Genomic DNA, 23,780 nt, shown 5'->3' with positions numbered 1-23,780 from the left:
AAGCCTTATGAATCAAGGCCGATCCTTGCCCTTGCTACTTGTGCTCGTTTTCTTGATGCCGGAAAGCAAATTCAAAAGCTTGAAGAAAAGAAAGCCTAGAATCGATCCTAAAGTGTTCAGCAAGATATCATTTACATCAAAAATTCTGTTTCCCAGATAAAAAATATTAAAAATCAGCTGCAGACTTTCGATTAAGAGCGAACTTAAAAACATTAATCGAAGATTATTGCCAAACTTTCTGTACCTTGTCTTAAAAATAGCTGCAAAAAACGATAGTGGGGCCAGTAGAATAAGATTACCGATTAGTTGCCGGGGTCTGTACATTGGAAAAACATAAAATATTAAATTGATAAAAAACTGCCGTCCTAAACCCAACTTAAATGGTCCTGAATTGGGCGGAAATAATAGAATTGGAAATAGTGTGATATCTAACAGCAGCCACAGATAAAGTAAAAAAAGAATAAGCAATAGGATGCGCTTCAGGCTAAAATGCTGCTGCTTTCGATATTGCTTGATCATTATGATAAGAAAGACTACTAGAAACACTGGAAGCATAATTGTTCCGTTAAGCTCAGTCGGAGCAACATACCATTTCCCAGAAATTAAAATCATGTTATTTAACCCTTACCTGCATTATTGAAAAACTGTCTGCAACTTTAGCAGGTACGATTTAGCATCCCGTTAACTACACCAGTTCAAAGCAATATTAATTTTTTAAAAATACATACATTGATCATAACATTATTAGGCCTTTTTTCATATTTAATCTGCGTAAGATTGCTAAAATTAAATAAAAAAACTAGTACCGACAGAATATCGGAAACTAGTCCTAAGTTAATAATTTAATAATCTATTTCTAAATTATGAAATTTAGATCATTTTAATAACGGCTTAATCTTATCTCATCAAAAATGCAGCTAACGGGTAGCCAATGACAGAAATAACAACAATTGCCATAATCATAAAAATAAAACCATACTTCATCATTTCTTTAGCATCTGTCCATCCTGAAGCACCAGCTATTGCAACATAAGGCATTGATGATGGCGCAGCTGAACCTGTTGCTGCAATTAAGCCAATTGTAGCTGTAATGGCAGCTGCACTAAGACTTCCAGAAGCTAAAGCTACTGGAACAGCAATTGAAGCTACCAATTGTTCAGTAACCATATGTGAAGATAAACTAGATTCAAGCGCTGCCCATGAAATAAACAGCAAGATTAATAAAACTGGTGATAATCCCTTAGTAATCGGTGCAATAGCTGAGGTCAGGAATTTTGTCAGTCCTACATTTTTATCAGTCATAGCTGCACCCAAAGATAAAGTTGCTGAAGCCATAATTAGAGCCGGCCAACTTACTCCTTTAACCATTGCTTCATTAATATTAATTAATGGTTTATGATCAATTTTGACTATAGCCATAATAATTACACCGATTAAAGGAGGCATTACTGTGCCATACTTACTAATTGCAAGTGCTATATTAGGCAACAAATTACTAATCAGTCCTGGAAGAACCCATAAAAGTACAACTGCAATGAAAATTATAACAGTTGTTTTTTCTCTTTTATCAGCTTTTTTAATTCCAAGATTAGAAAAATCTTGTTTGTTCATTGCTTTAAATTGAGTAAGATCAGGATTTAAAATAAATTTAAAAATCAGCATAGTCAAAATAAAGATAATTAATCCCGTTGGAATTGCGAATCCCATATATTGTGCATAACTAATTTCTTGGTGAGTTATAGATTGAAAGACTCCCATAGCTAAAACAGGAAAAACATGTGCAATAGGTGTCATACCTGATGACAAGCTAGTACATATAGCAAGACCAATCATTAATACTTTGGCAAAAGATTCGCCTTTCTTTAATCCTAATACTATATATATTTCTTCCAAAATGGGTAACATAATGAAAAATAAAACTGTTGGCGACATAATTAAACCAATAATCAAATCTGCTAACAAAAACGCAATAATTAAATGCCACGGCCCTTTTTGCGAAATCTTGCTAGTTACAAATGTAATAGCAATTCTTTTAATAAAGTTAGTTTGACTTAAAGCATACGTACACATAAATGTAAAAAGTAAAAAGGCAAAAGTACTATTCCCAAATGAATTTTTTAAAACATTATCAAAGCCAATTTCAGGTATAAATCCCAAGGCAGCAACACACAATAAACTTGGCCAGTCTATTCCTGTAGTAACCCACAAAAGTAGAACACCAATAAAAATACCAATAACTTGCATACCAGCTCGATTTAATCCCGTAGGCGTCGGAATAAACCAAGACACCAAAATAATTAAAGCGGCTATGCACAAATATATATACTTTTTTTGATCTTTTGTCATATTAATGCTCCTTGCCTTACTAATTCATTTTGTATTTTTTTAATATCGTAATGTTTCTGTCCTGAAGTTAAAGCGGCAGCTACACCTGCTGCATGTCCAGTTGCAAAACCAGTGCCCATTACTCGCACAGACCCTAATGCTAAAGAATCACACGAAATCATTCTTCCAGCAGCCCAAATATTGTCATAATCTTTTAGTTTTAATGTACCTAAAGGAATTGAAAAATATTCATAGTCAGCAATATGAGTAAATTCTAATTGAGTAGAATTTTTATGAATTTCAGGACTCCATCCTCCACGAGCGATACTGTCTGAGGTCTTAGGCGCTTCAATAATTTTAGTACCATATAATGTCTTTTCACCTTTAATTCTTCTCGCTTCACGAATTCCAAATGCAGGAGCAATGGCCATAATTTTAATATTTTCACAACCGGCTAAATTCCGTTGAAAAGTTGTCGTATATGCTTGACATTGTTGTCTAAGTTTAATTTCCGCAAAAGTCATTTCTTGAGCAGTTAAATTCTTAATTATCAAGCTAGGAATAGTACAGTAACCAAATGTTTCATTAGGCTTTTTTATAATCATTCCTTTTTCTGTTTCTAAATTCTTAATTCCTTGCTTTTTTCCAGCGATAATTGCCTGTGAAATGTCATCCGTGGATATTAACCTTTTAGGTAAATTCTCAAGTCTAAATGATAGAGAACTTTGCTGTACTTTACCATTTTCATTACCCCATAATGTTTCAATATGTGCTAAATTAATTAAATTCGCATTACCAGATGCATCTACAACAGACTTAGCCACAATATTGAAATGTCCTTCATCATCACAACAAGTAAGCTCAGTTATCCTTTTTTCTTCTAATGTAACATCTATTAAGGATGTATGTAAAAATAGGTCAACTTCACTATTTGCCATTAATTCATCTAATACTAGCTTCAATATTTCCGGATCAAATCTAATTGACGCATTACCTGTAGAAGGCGAAATCGTAGGTTTTGTATCTTGCCCATAAGCTTGCAGACCATCTAAAACCTTCTGACCAATCCCTTTAACTACTTGAATAGGCTTTGAACCTCTTGTATAAAATCCACAATATGAAGTAACAAAAGAATTAGTTGCCTGGCCTCCAAAGAAGCCATTTCGTTCAATTATTGCAGTCTTAGCCCCTGCTTGCGCCGCACCGAGTGCAGCAGCGACCCCCGCGGATCCACCACCAACTACAACAATATCGTATCTGTATTTCCTCATTAATATTCTCCTAAAATTTACAAGATTATATTGTCTTCATTTTTGATTTTACAAAAACCGCTTACATATGTACAATAGATATTAAGTTGTCTGCTTATAGGCGTAGGCTATTTCAGATAGGATTATTTGCCCCATGAGTATTAATCAAATATATTATGTAATCAAATTGTCAGAAACCAGAAACTTTACTAAAGCTGCAAACGAGCTTTTTATTGCTCAGCCTACCCTTTCTCAGCAAATAAAAAAGCTCGAAGACGAACTTAATGTAAAATTATTTATTCGTACCAAGAGCGAAGTAACTATAACTGAAGCAGGGAAATCTTTCGTATATTATGCTAAAAAAATTTTAAATAATATAGACGAGCTGAAAATATCATTAAACAAGTTTCGTTTACCAAAATCTAAATCAATAAAAGTAGGTCTTTTATGGCCTTTTGGTTATACGAAAGTTTTAGATTATATTAAATTATTCCAAAAAACTTATCCTAATATAGAAATTAAAGTTTTAATCGATGGCTCTGTATCGTTAATGACAAAACTTCAAAACCATAAAATTGATTTAGCATTCATAGTCGAGCCTCCTAAATATCAACGAAACTTAAATTTACTTTCTGTTGACACAAGCAGGATTGTTTGCGTAATGAATAATAATCATCCATTAGCAACATCAGAAAAAATTTTCCCTAAAGATCTTGATGGACAAAAAATTTTAATGATCTCTCATAATTCAAACGTATATTTGCCATTATATACTCTACTAGTTAAAAATAATGTTAAGCCAATAATAATAGGCGAAAGCTCTGAAGCAGATGTAGTTATTCAAATTGCACAAAGCAATATGGCAATTTCATTTTTATCAGAAGAAGTATTCAAAAAAATACGTCCAGAAAATGTTGTAGCAATTCCCCTATTTCCTAAAATTTATCGTAATATTTACTTGGCTTCAGTTGCTAATTTTCCACAGACTAATGTTATTAAAACTTTTATCAATTTCATTAAAAATGAAGAAAAAACAAGATAATTTGATTCAACTTATCAAGTAAGGTATAAAAGAATATATAAGCACAAGGTATAAATAGCATCATAAAATTTTAGATTATTTTACTATCTGTGAGCACCATGTAGGTTGATCATGAACTAAATCTAAAGTTTTCTTGATAATCTCAATAATAATGAAAACTAGTTAATCGAAATTTTACTCATTCTAGTAGTAACTTTGAGTGAATTTTTACTGCCAACATGCTTAGCAAATTTTCTTCCCTTTTGACTGCCCAAATATTTAATACTACCCATAACAGTAGAAAGATCATAATTGATTGTTGGTGCTTGACGCATTGTAAAATTACCTATGTTAGAGGAAAAGCGGTTGCTGCCAAATAATCGACTATTGTTAACTGCCACTGCCCACGCGACTTTTATAAGTAAAATTATTCAACTCTGAACGGGAAATAGATAATTTGCTAACATTGGCATTTATCTTACCCTGCTGCTTTATTTGAACATTGGTTAATTTGCAGCTGCCCGCATTAGTTTTAACATCAAGTTTTTGTAAAGACAGATTAGCCAGTTTAAATCTGCCTGTATTTTTCTCACCAGTAATTTCAGATAATGAATCCTTGGTTGGAATGGTAACTTCAATGGCAAACTTATGACCTCTATTGGCCCAACCATTTTTTCCAAAAGCCTGACCAATTCCATGTTCACCAATTTCTAACTCATCATGCTTAACTTTTGCCGTGATAGTTGCATCTTTGTTATCCGTGATTTTTACTTGGTATTTACTGCCAGTGTGAATACAGACATCGGCTGCCTTAATATTGTTTAACCTAACCTGATTAAACCTAACTGTATCAACAGTGCGTGATTTTGAAGTGGATTTTGTATAGCTACTAGCTTTGCTGTCATAATGATCAGGCAATCCATGATTAATACCACCAACAATAAGAAAAATTATGCCAATGATTACGGCCGTGATGCCGATTTTAAAAGATTTTTTTATTGTGAACTCCTGTTTTCTTGGTTGACTAGCGATTTACTTTTTTTCATAGCTTAGGATCTTCAAATGCTCTATAATCGCTAGATATTTTACTTGTTAGTCACTGCTACTTTTTCGTTTAAACAAATATGCCAAACCAAACAGTAGTATTCCAACTACAGCTAGACTTATCCAAGCAGTACCAATTCCGTAATGATCCGACAAATACCCGTTAATTGCCAAAATTACTACTGAAACTGCTGCTTCTAATGCGTTACTAACAGAAATAAGCGTAGCTCGCCTAGTTTCCGTTTCAATTGTCACTTGCAAAAAAGTATCTTGCGCGATCTGTTCAATCTTACCAAAGAAGTCATGAAGCAAGAATAACGCCAATGACAAATAATAAGCCTTTCTGGTAACAACAGTCAGACAAATTGTACCTGTCATCAATAAAACACAAATACTAATCAATCTCAATTCATGCTGTGGTTTTTGACTAAGCTTACGATAAACCAGTGAACCCAGCATTCCAACTAAACCCATTGCGAGCAAAATAATACCGCTCTTAATCTGCTTACCCTGCTGGAAATATAACTGCCATTGGTCTAACGGTCCAGCCGAAATAAAAGTAATCGGTAGTAATAGTAAAATCAACTTAAAAGTCGTCAATTCATGCTTAATAACTGTCTTTACATCGCTTACCAAATGAAATTGTACTTTAGGGTGCTTTTGCATTAAATTCTGACTATCATATTTCAACAAAGGCCACACTATCACCCCTGTAATAACTAATAAACCTGCACCGACTATTAATGGCAGCTTCAAATCAATATTTCCAAGTAACTGAGCGCCAATGAAGCCAAATACCATATTAATGGGTGTTGATAGCAAATTATAAAAAGAGTAAATTGCTCCCAATTTGTTTTTTTCTTTATTAACGACTGCTTTGTTGGCAATCCATGACGGTAATGTGCCCGACTGCAACGAGTCACCTAAAGCCGTCAAAATCCCACTAATTACTAAAACCCATAGGTGACACGCATTAAATGCCAAGACCAATAAACCAGCGGCTCGGATAAATCCACTGATTTGAATCGTTTTAAGATAACCTAGCCGATCAGCAATATAGCCAGAAGGGATTTCAGTGAAGAAAGTAATCAACCAAAATATGCTTAAAAAAAGATTGATTTGGCCATAAGTATAGCCAATTTGATGCATGAAGAGATAAATCGTGCCGCTCCATACGGCAAGACTTATGTCATATAGAGAGCTAATAAAATAAAAAATCCGTTTATACTTTTGCATTAGTATGCTCCCCGTAATATTAACTTTGATTTTTCAGTTAAACTATTTGCTATATTTAATTGATACCAACATTACCATAAGAAGCTGTAACTTTAAGTGTATTCTTATTACACGGAGCCGCTTCAGTAAGATGTACTTTCTTAAGACAATCGCCATCTTTTTTGTGATCAAATAATTTTAGTTTTCCACGAGTTGCTAACCGATAATTGATTTTTCTAGACGCTTGATGCATGGTGAAATTACCAAGATTAATCTTAACTAAATTGCTCCCCGCTAGCTTGCTATGATTAATAGTAATATTGCCATCCTTACTTTTGAAATTAAGATTATTTAGTTGTGAACTGGAAATTTTAATATCTCCATCATTGGTACTTACCCTGCCTTGCCGCTTTATTTGCATATTTAGCAATTTACAATCCCCTGCATCAGTATCAATAGCTAATTTTCGAAGCTGCAAATTTTCTACTTTAAAATTACCGGCATTATTCTTACTAGTAATTGCAATTAGAGAATCTTTATCAGGAACTGTAATATCAATTGCTAATGCACAATGGCGATTTGCCCAGCCCCTTTTTCCAAAAGGACGGCCTTGCCCGTGATCGCGAATTTTTAATGTTCCTTGATTATTTTCGGCTGAAATAGTTGCATATTTATTATCTGTTATCTTAACTTGGTACCTATCACCGGTATGGATGTGAACATCAGTCGCAGCCACATTGATGTCAATTTTATTAAACTTAGCTAGGGGAACAGTTCTGACCGGATTCTGCAGACTAGCTTTTTCTGCCCGGGCATGAACCTCATTTATACTGTTATGATTAGGTAAATACTCCACTAGCACCAAAGTTAAGCTGGTCATAATAATTGTGAACCAAAATTTAAAAGATTTTTTCATATCAAATATACTCCTAATAAAAATAATTATTCTCAATTGAATTATAATAATTATTTTATATACATTATACTCTTAATTCATCTATATATTACATAGATGAAAAAGTAGATAAAAGTAACAATAGACCTTTATCTACAACACAATTATAAAATTTTTCAAAGAAATTCTCTCACCTCTTAAACTTTCTAACAATAATTGTTAATTAATTTTCCTAAGCTTTTATTTGTAAACTCAAAATTTAATTTTCCACATTCATCAACTTCTTTAAAAACTTTTGAAGTATTTTATCTACAAACAATACTCTTATTGCTTTTCACATAATAGCAATGATGACTTATGCTACTTTTGTGGCGCTTGGCCGACCCATTATGTCTTGCTTTACGCTTTTGCAAAGCCAAAATTCGATTTCTCATCTTTTTCACCACCTTTAAAATATTTTTGCTGATAGCGGAATCGGTAAAAATGAATACCACTTGTCCGTGTCTATTCCTAGTAAAGCCAAAATTAAGCCGCTAGCACCAGTAGCTACATCCATCGAACATTTTAATCCCCGTTCACCAGACAAATAAATTTCATCTAAGCCATTAGAAAATAAATACATATTCATACCGTCCAATGTGTAGTTCAATAACCGATCATCCTTAAAGCTTAAGTTAATAAGATTGCCTAATATCAAAAATCCAGCATAACCATCAAATATTCCAGCTTCTACTGTTGAAGCCGAAAAAGTAGCACTGATTAAATCACGTAAAACTTTTTCTCTATTATTAGTAAGAAAAGATTCCTGATCCTGATAAATAATCAGCATAACAATCGCTATTCCTGCTGAACCATCGTTTAAATAAGGAATTAATCTATGAACCTTTCTACTAGTATCATTCACAAACAAATTACCATCCTGATCGTACTTGAGCTGATGTTTAATTATGTAATCAATGATATTAATAGCTAATTTTTTAAACTTTTGTGCTTGTGTCTTTTCTCCCAATTTATACAGAAATAATGCTTCTCCTGCCAACCCATTTAATAAACCAGTATCTTTTAATTCAGGCTTAACATCTGTTCTTTTTTCAAAATTAGCCTTTACTATGTCAGCAGCTTGATAACAGCTCTGCAAAAGTTCAGTATTACCTGTTATGAGATAACCTCCTAGAAATGCCAGCCCTATTCCCGAAACACCATTTAATAAAGAAACATTTCCAACATCTGCTAAATTAATTTTTTGCAAAAGTTTAGTCGCTTTATCCGCCTGTCCCAGATCATACAAGACAGAACTAATACCCGCTAGGCCATCAAACAGTCCGTAAGACGAGGATTTAACGAAATCATTTGATGAAATAATTGAATAATTCGGTAAAAACCAATTTTCTATGCTACTGACTATTTCATCATTAATCCCACCAGACCGCATTAGTGTCATTATGCCACCAAATGCACCATACTCAACAGAATATCTTGACGTAGTATCTTGATACTGTTTAACGTTACCCTTAATCAGACCTGAACTAGTGAAATCCAAATGGTTAGCAATTCCGTTTCTCAATTCCGTAATAAAGTACTGCTTATTTTTCTTGGTTAGTCTTTTACCAGGAAGCTTTAAAAATTTCTCCATAAATAAAGGAGCACCATCAACGTTCGTATGCCTAGATATCTCCAACATGACTTTTTTTAGAAATTTAATTGCCTTTTCACCAAATACTAGACTTATTCTTTCATCGTAAATCGATTTTATATCGGGAGAAAGGCTGCTATTAGCTGCTGATATAGGAATAAATAAATGATAAGCAATCTTACCAATAGCAAACCAATCTGCCTCTCCAAAAGTTTGTGCTTCACGACTAGCAAAGCCATCAGTTATCAAGCCTGAAGCAAACTTAGACTTGGGATTGGCAGCTTCTTCAAAGTCAATTAGGGTTATTTTTCGATCTGCTTCCGAAAAAATCACATTTCCCGGTTGTAAATCACCCATCGCAATCCCTTGTGCATGAATTGATTTAATCGCCTTGATTAATTCTTCAATAATCAAAATTGCATTATCTAAATACTTATTGCTTGTTTCGGGCTTACAAGTTATATTATTAAACGGAAAATTCGTTGCAATAAATTCATCTAAAGTTACTCCTGTAGCAAAATCTTCTACCAGATAGTTGTGCTTCCAAGCTGTAAAGTAATTACTAACATTTACCACATAAGTATTGTCCTTTAATCTAACTAAAGTGCGATATTCCAACAAGATCCGGTAAAAGCCATCATTATTATTACCATCTAGGCCGGCCTTGGGCCGCCCCTCTTTCAAAACACATTGTTTATCGGCAATCCTTGCTTTATAAATACCGCCAGCATTGCTAAAGGTAATGGGATAAGTTATTTGATACTTGTCAAATTCACTTAGTTCCGTATCATTCAATGCTTGATCCTGTTCCTCAGCCTGAATAATTGCCGGTTCTGTGACAAACTCAGGTAAATAATAATATGGCACCCTTTTATCTGGAATTAGCTTACCATTGGGATCCTTGATCGCATCAATTTTCTCACCATTCTGTTTTAATATCATTTCTTTAAAGCCACCATAGCGAAAGAAAACGTTGCCTTCTTTCCATTGCTTATCATTCAATATATATGGCCCAGAAGTAAAGAAATGCGTTAACTTATCTAACTTATCCAGTAATTGTACAAATGTGGTTTCATCATGTGGGTAAATTGTTATAAATTTGCCTGAAGAACTTCTATCGGCAGTTTTAGAATTTTTTTCAATTAGTTTAACAACCGTTGGCACAAATTTAAATGAAACTCCCCGTGTCAGCAAATAATCAGCTACCACGTATAATAATTCCTGTGCTTCTTCAGGAACTGCGGTTAAGTGAATTTTCCATCCTTGATCTGGTGAATCTTTCTCATCTTTATTCATCACATATATCCAATCATTACTAACCGAATAAAACCAATGTTTGAACGAAAAATCGGGAATTACAAATCTGTCAGCTTTTTTATCTATTTGGTTTGGATCTTGATCAAATAAACCACTATCATTTTTATTAAATTCTATATATTTGCTCTCCAACACTCATGCTCCTTTCCTGTTCAACTATCAACTCCATTTATCCGATGACTATTCGACGGTAAAATTTGTTCTTTAACAAAACGCCGATATTTAGGCACCTTTTTCAGTAATTCTTCGTGATTTCCTGAACCAACGATCGTCTTATTATCCAAAAAATAAATTCGATCGGAATCGGTAATTGTGGCTAAGCGATGGGCAATCGTTATGATTGTCCTGCCCTGCATAACGTGCTTTAGAGCCTGCGAAACTTCTGCTTCAGAATTTGCATCTAGATTGGAAGTAGCCTCATCAAGGATTAAAAAACGTGGATTCCTCAAGTAAGCTTGGGCAATTTGGATTTTTTGCCGCTGCCCACCTGAGAGCTTAATGCCCTGTTCACCAACAACTTCGGCTATACCGTGTTTTAAACCAGCAATAAATTCTGCTAGATTCGCGATGGCAATAGCTTCATTAAGGCTACTAGCCGATGGCTGCTGTTGCAGCCCAAAAACTAAATTATCGTAAATAGTTCCCGAAATAATATAATTTTCCTGTGAAACTACGCCAAACAGACTGCGCCAATCTTCCAAAGCAAATTCATTACTATTAATTTCATTAAGCTTAATCGCTCCCGATGTCGGATTATACAGCCTAGTAATCAAATTAATTAATGTCGATTTACCTGCACCTGTAGGACCAACAATTGCAATTTTCTTTTCAGTCGGAAACTGCATGTTGATCCTTTCTAAAACCTTTTTTTGACCATAAGCAAAGGAAAGATTGCTAATAGTTAAATTATATGGTTCATTTACTTTTACATTAAGGCTACGACAATGATATTTTTCAGTACTTTTACCAAGAATGTCACTGATTTTTGAAACTGCACCCTTCATTTGTTTACAATCCGTGTAAAACGAGGCAAGAACGTTAATTGGATTAACGATTTGAAAAAAGTAAATCAAAAATGATGTCAAAGCACCAACAGTCAAAGTGCTAGTTTGTACACGATAGCCACCATAAAACAGAACCGAAACGATTAACACAAAGGAAACCATATCTTGAATTGGTGACAAAACTGCAAACACTGCATCATTTTTAATTGACAGTTTATATAATCTTTTTAGCTTAGCAACGAACTTGGCCAAAATGCCTGTTTCTGCGCCATTTAACTTAACTGCTCGAATATTACGTAAACTTTCAGTAGTAATACCCGATAAATCACTCAGACTCTTTTGCGTATCAATTGTTAGTTTCTCCTCAAAGTTTCCCAATGGAATAGTAAACGCCGCATCCAATGGGAAAATCGTAAAGATTACCAGCGTTAACTTCCAATCTAAGGTAAATAAAACTGCAAAAGTCCCGACAACTGTAATCAAACTGGTAATAAAACTAGGAATGGTTTCCGTAATAAAGTCCTTCACCAAAATCGAATCATTAATAATCCGACTTGCAAGCTTGCCGCTATCTTGCTCATCAAAAAAGCTAACTGGCAGTTCAAGAAGATGTGACTCTAATAACTGTCTAATATTAACTATTTGCCGTTCTCCTTCACGACTAATTAAAAAATCTCCTCCTGAACTGAGAATAGTTTGCACAACTAGCACAACAGCCAACTTAGCTATAAAAGATAAAGACAATGCCGATTTAAATATATTTTTTAAATCAATTAAATCTTTTATATACAGAGGAACAACTATACCTAAAGCACTACCAGCCATCACACAAAGTAAGCCTAGCCAGAAAAACTTGTTTAATTTAACAAGTTTTAGTATTTTTGAATTATTTTTAAAAATTACTTCTACCCCTTTCTGGTTTACTTACCATATATTAAAATTTGTATAATTAACTTCTTCTACCTACAAGAATTGGCCTATCACCTCTTACGTATATATCCAAGTAAGTTGATATTTGCTAAAATATTCATATTAGCTTCTTATTTACGAATTATACAAGAATGATTACTGATTTTTTAAAGAGTTTCTAACTTAGAACATCAAAGGTTATGTATATGAAACACATTGGAGAAAATATTAAAGACATTAGACTTTCTCGTAAACTTAAACAGACTGATTTAGCAGATCACTTATTTACCAGAACCGCTATTTCTAAAATTGAACATAATAGTCAAAAACCATCTTATGAAGACTGTATTCAACTGATTACTCGACTTGGTGTCTCACCTACAGAATTTGAATACATTAGAAATAATTATTCTTTTACCCCTAAGCAAGAGATTATTTATTGCTTTATTAATGTTGCTTATAGCACACAAACCACTATTATTAATAAACTTCTTGAAAAATGTTCATTGCTTGATCGCGATCCTGACATTGCAAGAATTGAAAAAATTTTACTAGCATTTAAAACCGGAAAAGAACAAATAGGTCTAACTAAAGCTAAAAAAATAATCATGCCACTTTGGCACGACTATTATTCTAAAATTGACACTTGGACAATCTTGGATCTATACACGCTTAACATGATTTTCTTTATCTTTGATAATGAAACAATGAACCAAATATCAAACAAAGCAATCAAAATGATTGAAACTGATTATCCCTTCCTAAAATCATTAGAAACCAGCTTTTTATTGAACAAAGCGATTATATTCATACGTGCAAAGGACTTTACTGAGGCGCTTGCAGCACTGAACAAAGCTCTGCCCCTGTGCAATGAAACTCTCCGATATGACAAGCTGGCAATTACCAAATTCAGAATTGCAATCTGTAACAAGGATAAAAAGGAAGCCCTGCATTATTTAAAAGTCCTAGAAGAAATGGGTGCTACAGAATTAGTAGAAAATTTTGCGCTTGAACTGAAAATGTTTGATTATTTATTTGCATGAGGAAACAATAACTATGAATGAGAAAAAACAAGATGACCTAATTCATTTTATGAAGAAAGGCATCAAGGATAGGAAAGCAGTTTGCCTTGAGCAAACTGAAAAGTCTACCTCGCGATGATATCTTCACCATTAGCTAGTAGTTCCATTACGATTTAGTACAACGGATTTGCTGTTCCACTAGTTATTCCCCATGCCAAACGCACCCAAAAACAAAAACCCGAGAAATCGGGCTTTTTAATGCTATACGGTCAATCTTTCACAAGCAACTGATTTTACTAGCGGCCAAATGCTTGTCTAGCAGCAATTCTTGTTAAACTTTGGATTATGTTAAGTTGACATTGGCATAATTTGATTTTTATTATCTAAAAATTTTAAATATTGCTCGTATAAAAAATTATCTTTACTAATAATATCTAATGCAAGTATCTGTTTTATTTCAATTTTATCATTTTGCTTAATTGATATCTCATCCATGTCCCAATCTGTATAGTATTTAATTTGATCTAAAATTACATAGTCATCATTAGCGCTTATTACTTGACCTCCTCTAGAAGATTCATAGGCAGTACAGCTAAGCATAACTACGTTTTTATGTTGACAACAAAATTTAAGCATACTTGAAATATCTTTTTTAGGTATAAAATCGTATTGCTTTTTTAAATTAAAAAGATCATAACTATTTCTTGCTTTTTGTTGCTTAACATAGTTCTTGTAAATATTTGTATAACTGAAACTTGAAAGCTAGAAATTACGCAAAAAGAGCGTGATTTCTAGCTTTTTTAGTACAAAAATAAAAACGCAAGACCTCCCTGCGTTATACTTTAAGTGTCAAAATCAAAGTTAAAGGAGATCTCACGCTATGAAAAGTATATCGCAAATCAATCAAGAAAAGGATACTTGTTCTTTAATTTCTGCTTTTGCTAAACTAATTGGTCTAGCTGATCTGAGCAAGAAAGTTAACTTTAAACGTCATTCCTTAGTTAGCCTGCTCATGGTGATTAATTGGATGATCCAATCACGCTTTGCCAGAAAGTCTCTGTATCGTTTCGATCAACCTGCAGAATTTACTTCTAAAACTGGCAGAAATGTTCTCAATGATGGTCGCATCAACTGGCAAAAACTGCTTTGCTTAGCTGCTGTCAATTTGATTACTGCGCTCAAACCCGCAATTGATAAGCGTAGAAGATTAGCCTTGATCGTTGATGATACTTTGATGTCACGTTCCTATTCTAAGAAAACGGAATTGCTTGCTAGAGTTTATGATCATAATGAGCATGAATATGTTAATGGTTACCGTGGCCTAACTGTTGGCTGGAGTGATGGCAATACTTTTTGCCAGTAAATTTTGCTTTAATGTCAACTAAGAACAAACAAAACATGATTGGCAGTAAAGCCATTACTACTGATAAACGTTCCATTGCAGGCAGAAGAAGAAATCAAGCTCAAAGACAGATGAATGATGTTACAGTTGAATTAATCAAACAAGCTTTAAACGAAGGCATTCCAGCGGACTATGTGCTGTTTGACAGTTGGTTTGCATCACCCAAAATGTTCTGGCGGTTAAAACAACTAGGATTAAACAGCGTATCTATGCTTAAATTAAGCAAAAAAGTATACTATCGATATCGTGGCCGGCTCTATGATGTAAAAAGTCTGTACGAAAGATTGACGGCATCAAAGATAAAGTTGAAAGACGATTACCTTTATAGCTGCGTGGTAGAAGCTGAATATCAAGGACATAGCTTTCCGCTCAGATTAGTATACGTTACTAAGCGCGGTAACAAGAGAAAATACTTGGTTTTGGCTACTACAAGATACCAGTTGCAGCCAAAAGAGATTATTCAGCTTTATGGCCGTAGATGGCAGATAGAGACTTTCTTTAAAGCAACCAAGCAGTATCTGGCTTTAGATAAATCACAGATCCAAAACTATGACGGACAAAGTGGCTATTTTGCCATCACTGCCTTAACTTATGAGCTGCTAGCTTGGCAGGAAAGACAAGCAGTTGATGAGCGAACAATTGGAGATTTGTTTTACTTAATGAATGACGCGTTGCCAGATTTAGCTTTCGAAAAAGCATTGGTCTACCTGTTATCGGCATTGAAAGAAGTCAAGGAGCAAATTACAGAAGAGGTAGACCAAATAATAAGCAAATTTATTAAGCTATTACCTAGCTTCATTCAAAAATATTTGGCGTGAACCAAATAAAACACAAGTGGGCATTAAAAAAGTCAGAGCCCACAAGGAATCTGACTAGTTTTATTGCTTTCAAGTTTCAGTTGTATAATTTGTATCGGTAATAATATCTGCAATATCTGATTTAGCTAGGAGGGTATATCCATCTAGTGCACCATATTCGTCAATACTTTGAAATATTAAATATGAACCCATAGTTTCCATAAAGTATCCTAATAAGAAAGTATCATCATTACGATATTTTGAATAAACTTGTAATAAATTTTCTGTATTTAGATATTTATTTGCTGTAGTTAATGTCGACTTTTCCATCCTGATTTCCCCTTCTTCTTTTCATAGCCTCTGGAACGATGCCCGGTATGTTTGTCCCAATGGCTTTTACTCTTATTGCTTGCATATGGCTTGGCATTATTAAATTTATCTTTTATAGTGCTGTAAAGCCAAGAACCAACTTCTACAACAACGTTACCTACTAAAAAAACACCAGCGATTGTTAATATAACTTCGCCAATTCCTGGAATGAAACCTATTGCTACAATTGCTGAGGCAAACCTTGTCATAAGACCAATTTTACTAGTATTATTGAGGATATCATCTAAATTATCATCCTCATAGGAAATTGTCATGTCGTTTAACTTATCAAGTAGTTCAGCTTGATTACAATCTTGACATGACAAGAATTGAAAAAATTTTAACAGCATTCAAAATCGGAAAGGAACAAGTAAACTTACCTGAAGTAAAAAAAATCAGGCTGCTTTGGCACGATTATTATTCTAAAATTGATACTTGGACAATCTTGGATCTATACACGCTCAATATGATTTTCTTTATCTTTGATAATGAAACAATGAACCAAATATCAAACCAGGCAATCCATACGATTGAAACCAACTATTCTTTTCTTAAAATCACTAAAAACCAGCTTCTTATTGAACTGCTCATGCGTACGCAAAGCTTTCCTAAAGCACTTACCCTTACCGCATTGAACAATTCCTTAATTCTTTGCAATGAAATCCTTCAATATGATAAACTGCAAATTACCAAATTCAAAATTGCAATCTGTAACAAGGACAAAAATAAAGCCCTGCATTATTTAAAAGTCCTAGAAGAAATGGGTGCTACAGAATTGGCAAAAAATTTCGCACTTGAACTGAAAATGTTTGATTATTTATTTGCATGAGGAAACAATAACTATGAATGAGAAAAAACAAGATGACCTAATACAATTTATGAAGGAAGGTATCAAAGACATGTACGAATACAAGTGCGAAAAGCAGCCAAAATTTGGATGTTTGTACATTGTTACGTTTTCTAAAAAAGGTGTTTATGATATTATCGTTAATTTATTTGGTACTATTGGCGCATATTTCACACTTGGCAAGACTGAAGATTATGATGATCAGCATAAAGTTGCCTATGAAATTACCGTTACCGATTACGGCCTTGATCTGAGTAAATATATTTAACAATGACAAAAAGGCTGACGAAAAATTTTTTCATCAGCCTTTTTTATTACCATATTAAGCTTTAAAACTTAGCAGGTTTTGCCTTCCTGCATATCCTTCGCAGTTACGCTTGATGGTTCATAGTCGCTGATTGTGACACCACCATCGATCACGCCGCTGTCATCAGACAAACTCAGGGTTGCATTTCTCGAATTAACAACCAAATTGCTGCTCAAAAAGCCCATCTCCGGTTCAGCCGTGTAAAGAGCAAGTCCTGCATTATTGGCAATTTTGATATTATATTTGGGATCTTTTTGCCCCAAAACAACAAACTGGAAATTTGCACCGATTGTACATGTTCCGCCCATTTTCGAATATTTATTTGAGCCATCATTTAACGCTAATAGAACGACCTGACCATCATGAACACGGCTCTTAATCTTTTCTGCTGCTTCTGGCTTAATATTCATTACAACTTTTTCTGTATCAACCATTGGAAATCTCCTCTTTGTTGCTCATCTAACTTACTAAAGTATAGTATACTGCCTGAAAGTAATGCAAAATTTACGCCTACTAGCCTAACTTTTAACTAACTGATAAATTTATCATTGCGTATAACGGAAAAAAAGCACAGAATAGAATAAAACACTTTAGATGATTGTAATATGTGGGGGGGAACATTTTATGACCGTCTTAAAAAAGATTTTTAAAGACAAAATTTTGCAGATTACTATCTTTGTGACAATAATCAGCCTTTTTTTTGCGAGGCCGCGATTCGAAGACATCAACTTTCACACCTTGGGATCGGTTGCTTCAATGCTCACAATTATTCAAATTTATGCCTACCTGCATATTCTGGATGTGCTGGCATACAAGCTGACAAGTGTCGCTAGCAATACCCGCAAACTAAATATTGTATTTACATTATTGGCAATTATTTCGGGAATGTTTTTGGGCAACGACATTACGGTTTTAACCCTGATACCCTTATACCTAAATATTGCTAAAAAATACGATCTACCGCAAATCCTGCCAGTGACCTTAATTGGCATGGGAGCCAATGTGGGCGCGGCTTTCACGCCTTGGGGCAATCCGCACAACATTTTCTTAGTAAGCAAGTACGACGTCGACTTTTTCAAATTTTTCTCTTGGGCAATTCCGTTTTTGCTGATTTCCTTACTAATTTTGCTGGTCGTGTTCTACTTTATTCCGCGCAAAGAAATTCCTGTACAAAAAACTGAGAATATTCAAATAAATGTTCGACTGACTGTAATCACAACCGCTGTTTTTATTTTCTTCTTTCTCGGTGTCTTTAGAGTTGTTAATATTATCTGGCCGCTGCTAGCTTCATTGGCCTTGGCAATTCTGATTAATCCGCGGATTTTATTAAAAATTGACTATGCATTGTTACTGACTTTCACCTGCTTCTTCATTTTTATCAGTGACATTCAGCAAATTCCAGCAGTTGTTGCTGTCATCCACACGATGGTCAACTCCGAAACTTCGACCTACTTTACATCAATTCTTTCTAGCCAGGTAATGAGTAATGTTCCGTCAACCATTTTGGTTGGTAAGTTTACGGTCTACGCCCAGGCACTTTATCTTGGCTCCAATATTGGTGGTTTCGGCTCACCGATTGGTTCAATGGCCAACATGCTGGTGCTTAAGACTTTTACCGAGAATGCCAGCGTCAGCAAGGCTAAGTTTTTCAAGAAATGGACAGTTATGCAGTTTATCGGCTTAATCATTCTCACCCTTGTGGGTTGGGCACTTTTAATTTTTAAATTATAAATCTTTAGGGATACGCACAGTATCTTTTTTTTATTGCCGTTGACTAGCAGAATCAGTTATAATTAAACAAACGCATTAGGAGGTTAACCAATGTCACCATTACTATGGATAATTTTAATTATTGTCATTTTACTTGTAGTGATTTACATTTCACTCTATAACGGCTTGCAAAAAGCCAAGGTTTACACCGACGAATCCTGGAGCCAAATTGACGTGCAGCTAAAGCGGCGCAACGATCTGATTCCTAATTTGGTAGAAACCACTAAGGGCTATGCCAAACATGAAAAAAGTACTTTGGAAGAAGTGGTTAAATTGCGCAACCAATTAACCACAATTCCGGCTGGCGATCATCAAGAAACAATTAAGGTTTCCAACCAAATTTCCGATGCCTTGAAGTCAATCTTTGCCTTATCGGAAAATTATCCTGATTTAAAGGCCAACCAGACCTTCATGAAATTGCAGGAGGAATTGACTAATACGGAAAACAAGATTGCCTATTCACGGCAGCTCTATAACTCATCGGCAGCCTTGTTTGACCAAAAACTACTCACTTTCCCTTCCAATCTTGTTGCTAAAATTCATGGTTTCAAGAAGGTCGACTATTTAGAAACACCTGAAGCCGAAAAAGAAGTTCCAAAAGTTAAATTTTAAGGTCTAAATTATGTTATTTGAACAAATTGCCCGCAATAAGCGGAAAACTGTCGTTGTGATGGTGCTTTTTGTCGTCATTTTAACTTTAGTTGGAGCGGGCTTAGGCTACATTTTTGATAATGAACCATGGTCCGGAATTATTATCGCCTTGATTGGCAGTCTAATCTACATGCTGATTGTGCTCAGCAATCCTGCCAACATGGTCATGAGCCTCAACCATGGGCAAGAAATTCACGAGCAGGACAATCCTGAACTGTGGCACATCGTGCAGGATATGGCCATGGTCGCCCGCGTTCCCATGCCGCGGGTTTTCATCATCCCTGATAAAAGTCCCAACGCATTTGCAACGGGACGCGATCCTAAACACAGCGCGGTTGCTGTTACTCAAGGATTATTAGACATGATGAATCGTGAGGAACTAGAAGGCGTTTTAGGCCACGAAATTTCGCACATCAAAAATTATGATATTTTGCTTTCAACTGTTGCGGCTGTTTTAGTCGGCGTTATTTCCTATCTTTCAGGGATCGCCAGCCGCTATATTTGGTGGTTTGATGATGATCACGATGATGACCATGACAGCAATAATGCCGTCGTCATGGTCATCAAATTAATCGCAATCATTTTCGTTTTGATTCTGGGCCCCATCTGTGCCAGTTTAGCTCAAATGGCGTTGTCCCGAAACCGAGAATACCTTGCTGATGCCTCTTCGGTCGACCTAACCAGAAATCCTCAGGGGTTAATTTCTGCTTTGGAAAAAATTGACGGCAGTCAGCCAATGAAAAAAGCCGATCCCAGTAGTGCCGGCATGTATATTGAGGATCCATTTCATAAGAAACGCGGCCTGACGCACTTATTTGACACCCACCCGGCAACGGCAGACCGGATTGTTCGTTTAGAAAAAATGTAAACAAAAAAAGAGGAACATTGTCACCTGATGATGTTTCTCTTTTATTTACATTGGATTTACAAAACAGCCAAAATTGCCTTGCGTAATTCTTTCGTCGTTTTCACCGGATCTTCTGCCTGCATAATTTCTGAAACCACTGCGACTCCAGCGACATGGGCCGGTTTAATCGTCGCAACATTATGAGTTTTGAGGCCACCGATAGCATAAACAGGAATTGCAACTTCCTGCCTAATTTGTGTTAGCGTTGCAACGCTGGTGTGAACAGTTTTAACATGAGTTTGAGTTGGAAAAATGGCACCAACTCCCAGATAATCGGCACTCGCAGTTTCAGCAATTCGCGCTTGCTCCAGTGTCTTAGTTGTCGCGCCAATAATCTTATCTGGGCCTAAAATCTGCCGCGCCGCACTCACAGGTAAGTCGCTTTGACCCAGGTGCACACCAGAAGCATCTACTGCCAAAGCAATATCTACTCGGTCATCAATTAACAACGGCAAATGATAGCGATCCGTTATTTGTTTAACTCGCTGTGCCAGCCGGTAATATTCACGACTACTAATCTCCTTTTCTCTAAGCTGGACCATGTCAACACCAGATTGACACGCTTTTTCAATCACTGCAAAAAACTGCTTTTCCGTTAGATTCTTGCGGTCTGTAACTAAATATAACGGCCTATTTTTAACTAACATTTTTAGTCCCCTTGTAATTTTGATAAACTTGCCGATTTAAGCCATTTGTGGACGCAGCTACCCCGACCGCAGTGACTGTATCGCCGACAACATTGGCAACCGCGCGAAACATCCCAACAAACCAGTCAATCCCTGCAAACAGGGCTATCGCACTGGTCGGAAAACCCAAAGCAGGAACAACAATGCTTAAAGCAACCAACCCGCCGCCTGGAACAACCACGGTTCCCAAACAAGACAAAACTGCCAGCAAAATTATTTTTAATAACATAATTGGTGTCGCTGTCAGCCCGTAAAGCTGCATCAAGGTAACGCAAACTAAGGCTAAGTAGAGAGCCAAGCCATTGCTGTTTAATGCCATTCCCAGTGGTAAAACCAACTGGCTAACCGATTTAGCCACCCCCAGTTTTTCTTCCGCGTCAACCATTTCAATTGGCAGCGTCACAGCCGAAGAGGTGGTCGTAAACGCAACAAGAATAATTCTGCTTAAGCCCTTGAGTAGACTCAAAAATGATACCCGTGCATACAGGCTGACAAACACAAACAATAAAGTCAAAAAGGCAACTGTGGTTGCTGCGTACAACAATAAAAAGTACAGTAAAGGTAGAAAAATTTGCTTGCCGTTAGCGGCAATTGTGCCCGCAAACAAGCAGGCAATGCCCAGCGGTGCCGCCTTGATTACCAGCATAACCAGCTTAACCACTAATTGATTGAGCTGCTTTATCAGCTGTAGGATCTGCTTAAATTGCCCCTGTTCATTTGCTTGACTCAGCACAATACCAAAGAAAATCGCAAAGACAATTACCTGAATATCGTCTCCTTTGGCCAGCGCTGCAAAAATATTATCAGGGAAAAAATTTAAAATCGTTTGGTGCCAATTGATACCAGTACCCACATGAACGTTATTGAGCAGCTTGGCTGGATGAATTATTTTACCCGGCTTAAATATCAGACCACAAATTAGGCCGACAATTGCCGCAATAATTGTTGTCAGACTAAACCAAATTCCTGTTTTTAATCCTAAACGACCTAGTTCCTGAATTTTCAGACTGCCTAGGGCTTCGATGACTGAACCCAAAATCAGCAGAACCACCGCCATTTGCAGTAAACGTAGAAAAACATCGCCAACAATTTTACCAGCATGTGCCCAATCCTTGAAAAAAATGCCAACAATGGCACCGATAAACATGCCGATAGTAATTTGCACTGTTAAGCTGAGTTTATGCATGTTCTAGTAAGCCTCCCGGTGTAATGCAGCAGCCAGGAAGCGCACGCCGCGGGCCAGGTCCTCTTTTTTCGTTGCCTCTGCTGGCGCATGACTGATGCCTTTAATGCTGGGTACAAAAATCATCGTCGTTGGTACACGCTGACTCATGATGGCACTATCGTGGCCGGCACCCGAGACCATGGTCATTGTTTGGTAGCCCATTTTCTGTGCTAACCGCTGATTGGCTGCAAGCAGCTTTTGATCAAGAATAACTGGCTGGTCGTGCACCCAGTTTTCAATTCGCACTTTAATTTCCGGATCAGCAATCTCAGTGGCTGCATTACGCATTAATTTTTCAAATATATTCAAAACCTGCTCATCTGGATAACGACAATCAAGCGAAAACTCAACTTTTCCCGGAATAACATTCGAGGTATTGGGCCAAACCGCAAAACTGCCGATTGTAAAGGTAAGATTAGGATTAACTGCCTGAGCCAGCTGCTGTAGCCGGCTAATCAGCTGTATTGCGTTCAACAAGGCATCATGACGCTCACTCATTAATGTTGTGCCCGCATGATTGGTAATTCCCGTTACGAGCAGTTGATAACGCCGCTGACCAGTGATTCCAGACACTAGGCCTAAAGATAGGCCCTGTTTTTCGAGACGCATCCCCTGTTCAATGTGCAGTTCAGTAAAACTTTCCGGTAACTGCGGCAGCTTTCTAATAACGCCGCTAAGCTGTTGCAGTTTCGTTACTGCCTGCGCCCGCGCTTCTTCGATTCTTATGCCATAGTCATCAACCAAGTCCGTGGTTTCACTCACACCCGTATAATGTTTTGAGCCGCTAAAAGTTGCATTGAACCGGCTGCCTTCTTCTTCGCAAAAGGAAATCAGACGCAGGGTTTTAACCGGCTGACCATATTTTTGCTGCAAATCAAGAATGGCTTGCAAGCCGCCCAAGACGCCGTATAAACCATCTAAGCGGCCGCCATTTTTCACCGTATCCATATGCGAACCAGTCGCAATAACTTGGTCAGCTTGTGTGCCAACCAGGTCTAAATAAACACTGCCATAGTCATCAACAGCAACTTGCAAATTTGCCTGCAGGGCAAACTTAATCAATAATTCCTGTCCTTTAAGCCAAGCAGCCGAATACACTAAACGATTTTGCCCTGACTTGGTACTAGGAAAATTGGTAATCTGTTGAAACAAATCGGCAACGGTATTTTGTTCTTGGATCATTA

At 36.2% G+C, this 23,780-nt stretch carries 23 protein-coding genes and 1 pseudogene; 8 read left to right on the top strand and 16 right to left on the bottom strand.

The window, feature by feature from the left end:
• Positions 1-12: 12 nt before the first annotated feature.
• The 3 genes from PT285_RS11400 to PT285_RS00770 all read right to left on the bottom strand — a co-directional run bounded on the left by PT285_RS11400 (position 13) and on the right by PT285_RS00770 (position 3,596).
• The gene (locus PT285_RS11400; RefSeq protein WP_374211485.1) at positions 13-519 is read right to left on the bottom strand and encodes a VanZ family protein; all 507 of its coding nucleotides are present in this window, start codon (positions 517-519) and stop codon (positions 13-15) included.
• Between the two features lie 378 nt (positions 520-897).
• The gene (locus tag PT285_RS00775; protein ID WP_277147031.1) at positions 898-2,346 is read right to left on the bottom strand and encodes an SLC13 family permease; all 1,449 of its coding nucleotides are present in this window, start codon (positions 2,344-2,346) and stop codon (positions 898-900) included.
• The gene (locus tag PT285_RS00770) at positions 2,343-3,596 is read right to left on the bottom strand and encodes an FAD-dependent oxidoreductase (RefSeq protein ID WP_277147029.1); all 1,254 of its coding nucleotides are present in this window, start codon (positions 3,594-3,596) and stop codon (positions 2,343-2,345) included. The genes PT285_RS00775 and PT285_RS00770 overlap by 4 nt, the downstream gene beginning before the upstream one ends.
• A gap of 133 nt (positions 3,597-3,729) precedes the next feature.
• On the opposite strand from PT285_RS00770, the gene PT285_RS00765 reads away from it, so the two are divergent.
• Positions 3,730-4,617: a LysR family transcriptional regulator gene (locus PT285_RS00765; RefSeq protein ID WP_277147027.1), complete on the top strand. Its 888-nt coding sequence runs from the start codon at positions 3,730-3,732 to the stop codon at positions 4,615-4,617.
• A 158-nt stretch (positions 4,618-4,775) separates the two neighbouring features.
• Here the strand turns inward: PT285_RS00765 and PT285_RS00760 are convergent, their stop codons facing one another.
• From PT285_RS00760 to PT285_RS11370, 6 genes are all read right to left on the bottom strand, one after another.
• Positions 4,776-4,997, bottom strand: a complete 222-nt coding sequence (locus PT285_RS00760) for a hypothetical protein (protein WP_277147025.1) — start codon at positions 4,995-4,997, stop codon at positions 4,776-4,778.
• Complete coding sequence (locus PT285_RS00755) at positions 4,987-5,514, bottom strand: DUF4097 family beta strand repeat-containing protein (RefSeq protein ID WP_277147023.1); 528 nt, start codon at positions 5,512-5,514, stop codon at positions 4,987-4,989. The genes PT285_RS00760 and PT285_RS00755 overlap by 11 nt, the downstream gene beginning before the upstream one ends.
• Before the next feature lie 174 nt (positions 5,515-5,688).
• Positions 5,689-6,876 carry an MFS transporter gene (locus PT285_RS00750; RefSeq protein WP_277147021.1) on the bottom strand — a complete coding sequence of 396 codons (1,188 nt, stop codon included), beginning with the start codon at positions 6,874-6,876 and terminating at the stop codon, positions 5,689-5,691.
• A 55-nt stretch (positions 6,877-6,931) separates the two neighbouring features.
• The gene (locus tag PT285_RS00745) at positions 6,932-7,771 is read right to left on the bottom strand and encodes a DUF4097 family beta strand repeat-containing protein (RefSeq protein WP_277147019.1); all 840 of its coding nucleotides are present in this window, start codon (positions 7,769-7,771) and stop codon (positions 6,932-6,934) included.
• A 427-nt stretch (positions 7,772-8,198) separates the two neighbouring features.
• The gene (gene lanKC, locus PT285_RS00740; protein WP_277147017.1) at positions 8,199-10,832 is read right to left on the bottom strand and encodes a class III lanthionine synthetase LanKC; all 2,634 of its coding nucleotides are present in this window, start codon (positions 10,830-10,832) and stop codon (positions 8,199-8,201) included.
• Positions 10,833-10,852: 20 nt separating this feature from the next.
• Positions 10,853-12,583 carry an ABC transporter ATP-binding protein gene (locus PT285_RS11370; protein ID WP_277150564.1) on the bottom strand — a complete coding sequence of 577 codons (1,731 nt, stop codon included), beginning with the start codon at positions 12,581-12,583 and terminating at the stop codon, positions 10,853-10,855.
• Positions 12,584-12,819: 236 nt separating this feature from the next.
• Between PT285_RS11370 and PT285_RS00730 the strand changes: the two genes are divergently transcribed.
• Positions 12,820-13,656 carry a helix-turn-helix domain-containing protein gene (locus tag PT285_RS00730; RefSeq protein ID WP_277147015.1) on the top strand — a complete coding sequence of 279 codons (837 nt, stop codon included), beginning with the start codon at positions 12,820-12,822 and terminating at the stop codon, positions 13,654-13,656.
• Positions 13,657-13,983: 327 nt separating this feature from the next.
• Here PT285_RS00730 and PT285_RS00725 read toward each other — a convergent pair whose 3' ends face one another.
• A complete protein-coding gene (locus tag PT285_RS00725; RefSeq protein WP_277147013.1) occupies positions 13,984-14,271 on the bottom strand; it encodes a hypothetical protein in 288 nt (95 codons plus the stop codon).
• A gap of 244 nt (positions 14,272-14,515) precedes the next feature.
• Between PT285_RS00725 and PT285_RS00720 the strand changes: the two are divergent.
• Positions 14,516-15,855 (top strand): annotated as a pseudogene (locus tag PT285_RS00720) (transposase).
• 69 nt (positions 15,856-15,924) lie between these two features.
• Here PT285_RS00720 and PT285_RS00715 read toward each other — a convergent pair.
• Both PT285_RS00715 and PT285_RS00710 read right to left on the bottom strand, forming a co-directional pair.
• Complete coding sequence (locus tag PT285_RS00715) at positions 15,925-16,164, bottom strand: hypothetical protein (RefSeq protein ID WP_277147011.1); 240 nt, start codon at positions 16,162-16,164, stop codon at positions 15,925-15,927.
• Entirely contained in the window at positions 16,146-16,478 is a 333-nt protein-coding gene (locus PT285_RS00710; RefSeq protein WP_277147009.1) for a hypothetical protein, read from the bottom strand. The genes PT285_RS00715 and PT285_RS00710 overlap by 19 nt, the downstream gene beginning before the upstream one ends.
• Between PT285_RS00710 and PT285_RS00705 the strand changes: the two genes are divergently transcribed.
• Together PT285_RS00705 and PT285_RS00700 are read left to right on the top strand one after the other, a co-directional pair.
• Complete coding sequence (locus PT285_RS00705; RefSeq protein WP_277147007.1) at positions 16,472-17,032, top strand: hypothetical protein; 561 nt, start codon at positions 16,472-16,474, stop codon at positions 17,030-17,032. The genes PT285_RS00710 and PT285_RS00705 overlap by 7 nt on opposite strands.
• A 13-nt stretch (positions 17,033-17,045) precedes the next feature.
• Positions 17,046-17,318 carry a hypothetical protein gene (locus tag PT285_RS00700; RefSeq protein WP_277147005.1) on the top strand — a complete coding sequence of 91 codons (273 nt, stop codon included), beginning with the start codon at positions 17,046-17,048 and terminating at the stop codon, positions 17,316-17,318.
• Positions 17,319-17,386: 68 nt separating this feature from the next.
• Here PT285_RS00700 and PT285_RS00695 read toward each other — a convergent pair whose 3' ends face one another.
• A complete protein-coding gene (locus tag PT285_RS00695; protein WP_277147004.1) occupies positions 17,387-17,791 on the bottom strand; it encodes an iron-sulfur cluster biosynthesis family protein in 405 nt (134 codons plus the stop codon).
• Positions 17,792-17,981: 190 nt separating this feature from the next.
• Here PT285_RS00695 and PT285_RS00690 point away from each other — a divergent pair, with 190 nt between their 5' ends.
• The 3 genes from PT285_RS00690 to htpX all read left to right on the top strand — a co-directional run bounded on the left by PT285_RS00690 (position 17,982) and on the right by htpX (position 20,646).
• Entirely contained in the window at positions 17,982-19,088 is a 1,107-nt protein-coding gene (locus tag PT285_RS00690) for an SLC13 family permease (RefSeq protein ID WP_277147002.1), read from the top strand.
• A gap of 90 nt (positions 19,089-19,178) precedes the next feature.
• Complete coding sequence (locus tag PT285_RS00685) at positions 19,179-19,739, top strand: LemA family protein (RefSeq protein ID WP_277147000.1); 561 nt, start codon at positions 19,179-19,181, stop codon at positions 19,737-19,739.
• A gap of 10 nt (positions 19,740-19,749) precedes the next feature.
• A complete protein-coding gene (htpX, locus tag PT285_RS00680; RefSeq protein WP_277146998.1) occupies positions 19,750-20,646 on the top strand; it encodes a zinc metalloprotease HtpX in 897 nt (298 codons plus the stop codon).
• 56 nt (positions 20,647-20,702) lie between these two features.
• Here htpX and thiE read toward each other — a convergent pair whose 3' ends face one another.
• The 3 genes from thiE to PT285_RS00665 are packed head-to-tail and all read right to left on the bottom strand — an operon-like array spanning position 20,703 to position 23,778.
• Positions 20,703-21,332: a thiamine phosphate synthase gene (thiE, locus tag PT285_RS00675; protein ID WP_277146996.1), complete on the bottom strand. Its 630-nt coding sequence runs from the start codon at positions 21,330-21,332 to the stop codon at positions 20,703-20,705.
• Positions 21,322-22,557: a dicarboxylate/amino acid:cation symporter gene (locus tag PT285_RS00670; RefSeq protein ID WP_277146994.1), complete on the bottom strand. Its 1,236-nt coding sequence runs from the start codon at positions 22,555-22,557 to the stop codon at positions 21,322-21,324. Before PT285_RS00670 ends, thiE begins: the two co-directional genes overlap by 11 nt.
• A gap of 3 nt (positions 22,558-22,560) precedes the next feature.
• Positions 22,561-23,778, bottom strand: a complete 1,218-nt coding sequence (locus tag PT285_RS00665) for a M20 family metallo-hydrolase (protein WP_277146992.1) — start codon at positions 23,776-23,778, stop codon at positions 22,561-22,563.
• Positions 23,779-23,780 lie beyond the last annotated feature (2 nt).

Source organism: Lactobacillus sp. ESL0791 (assembly GCF_029433255.1).
Classification (GTDB): Bacteria; Bacillota; Bacilli; order Lactobacillales; family Lactobacillaceae; genus Lactobacillus.
Note: the sequence above shows the minus strand (reverse complement) of the source record. Positions and strands in the feature narration are given on the sequence as shown.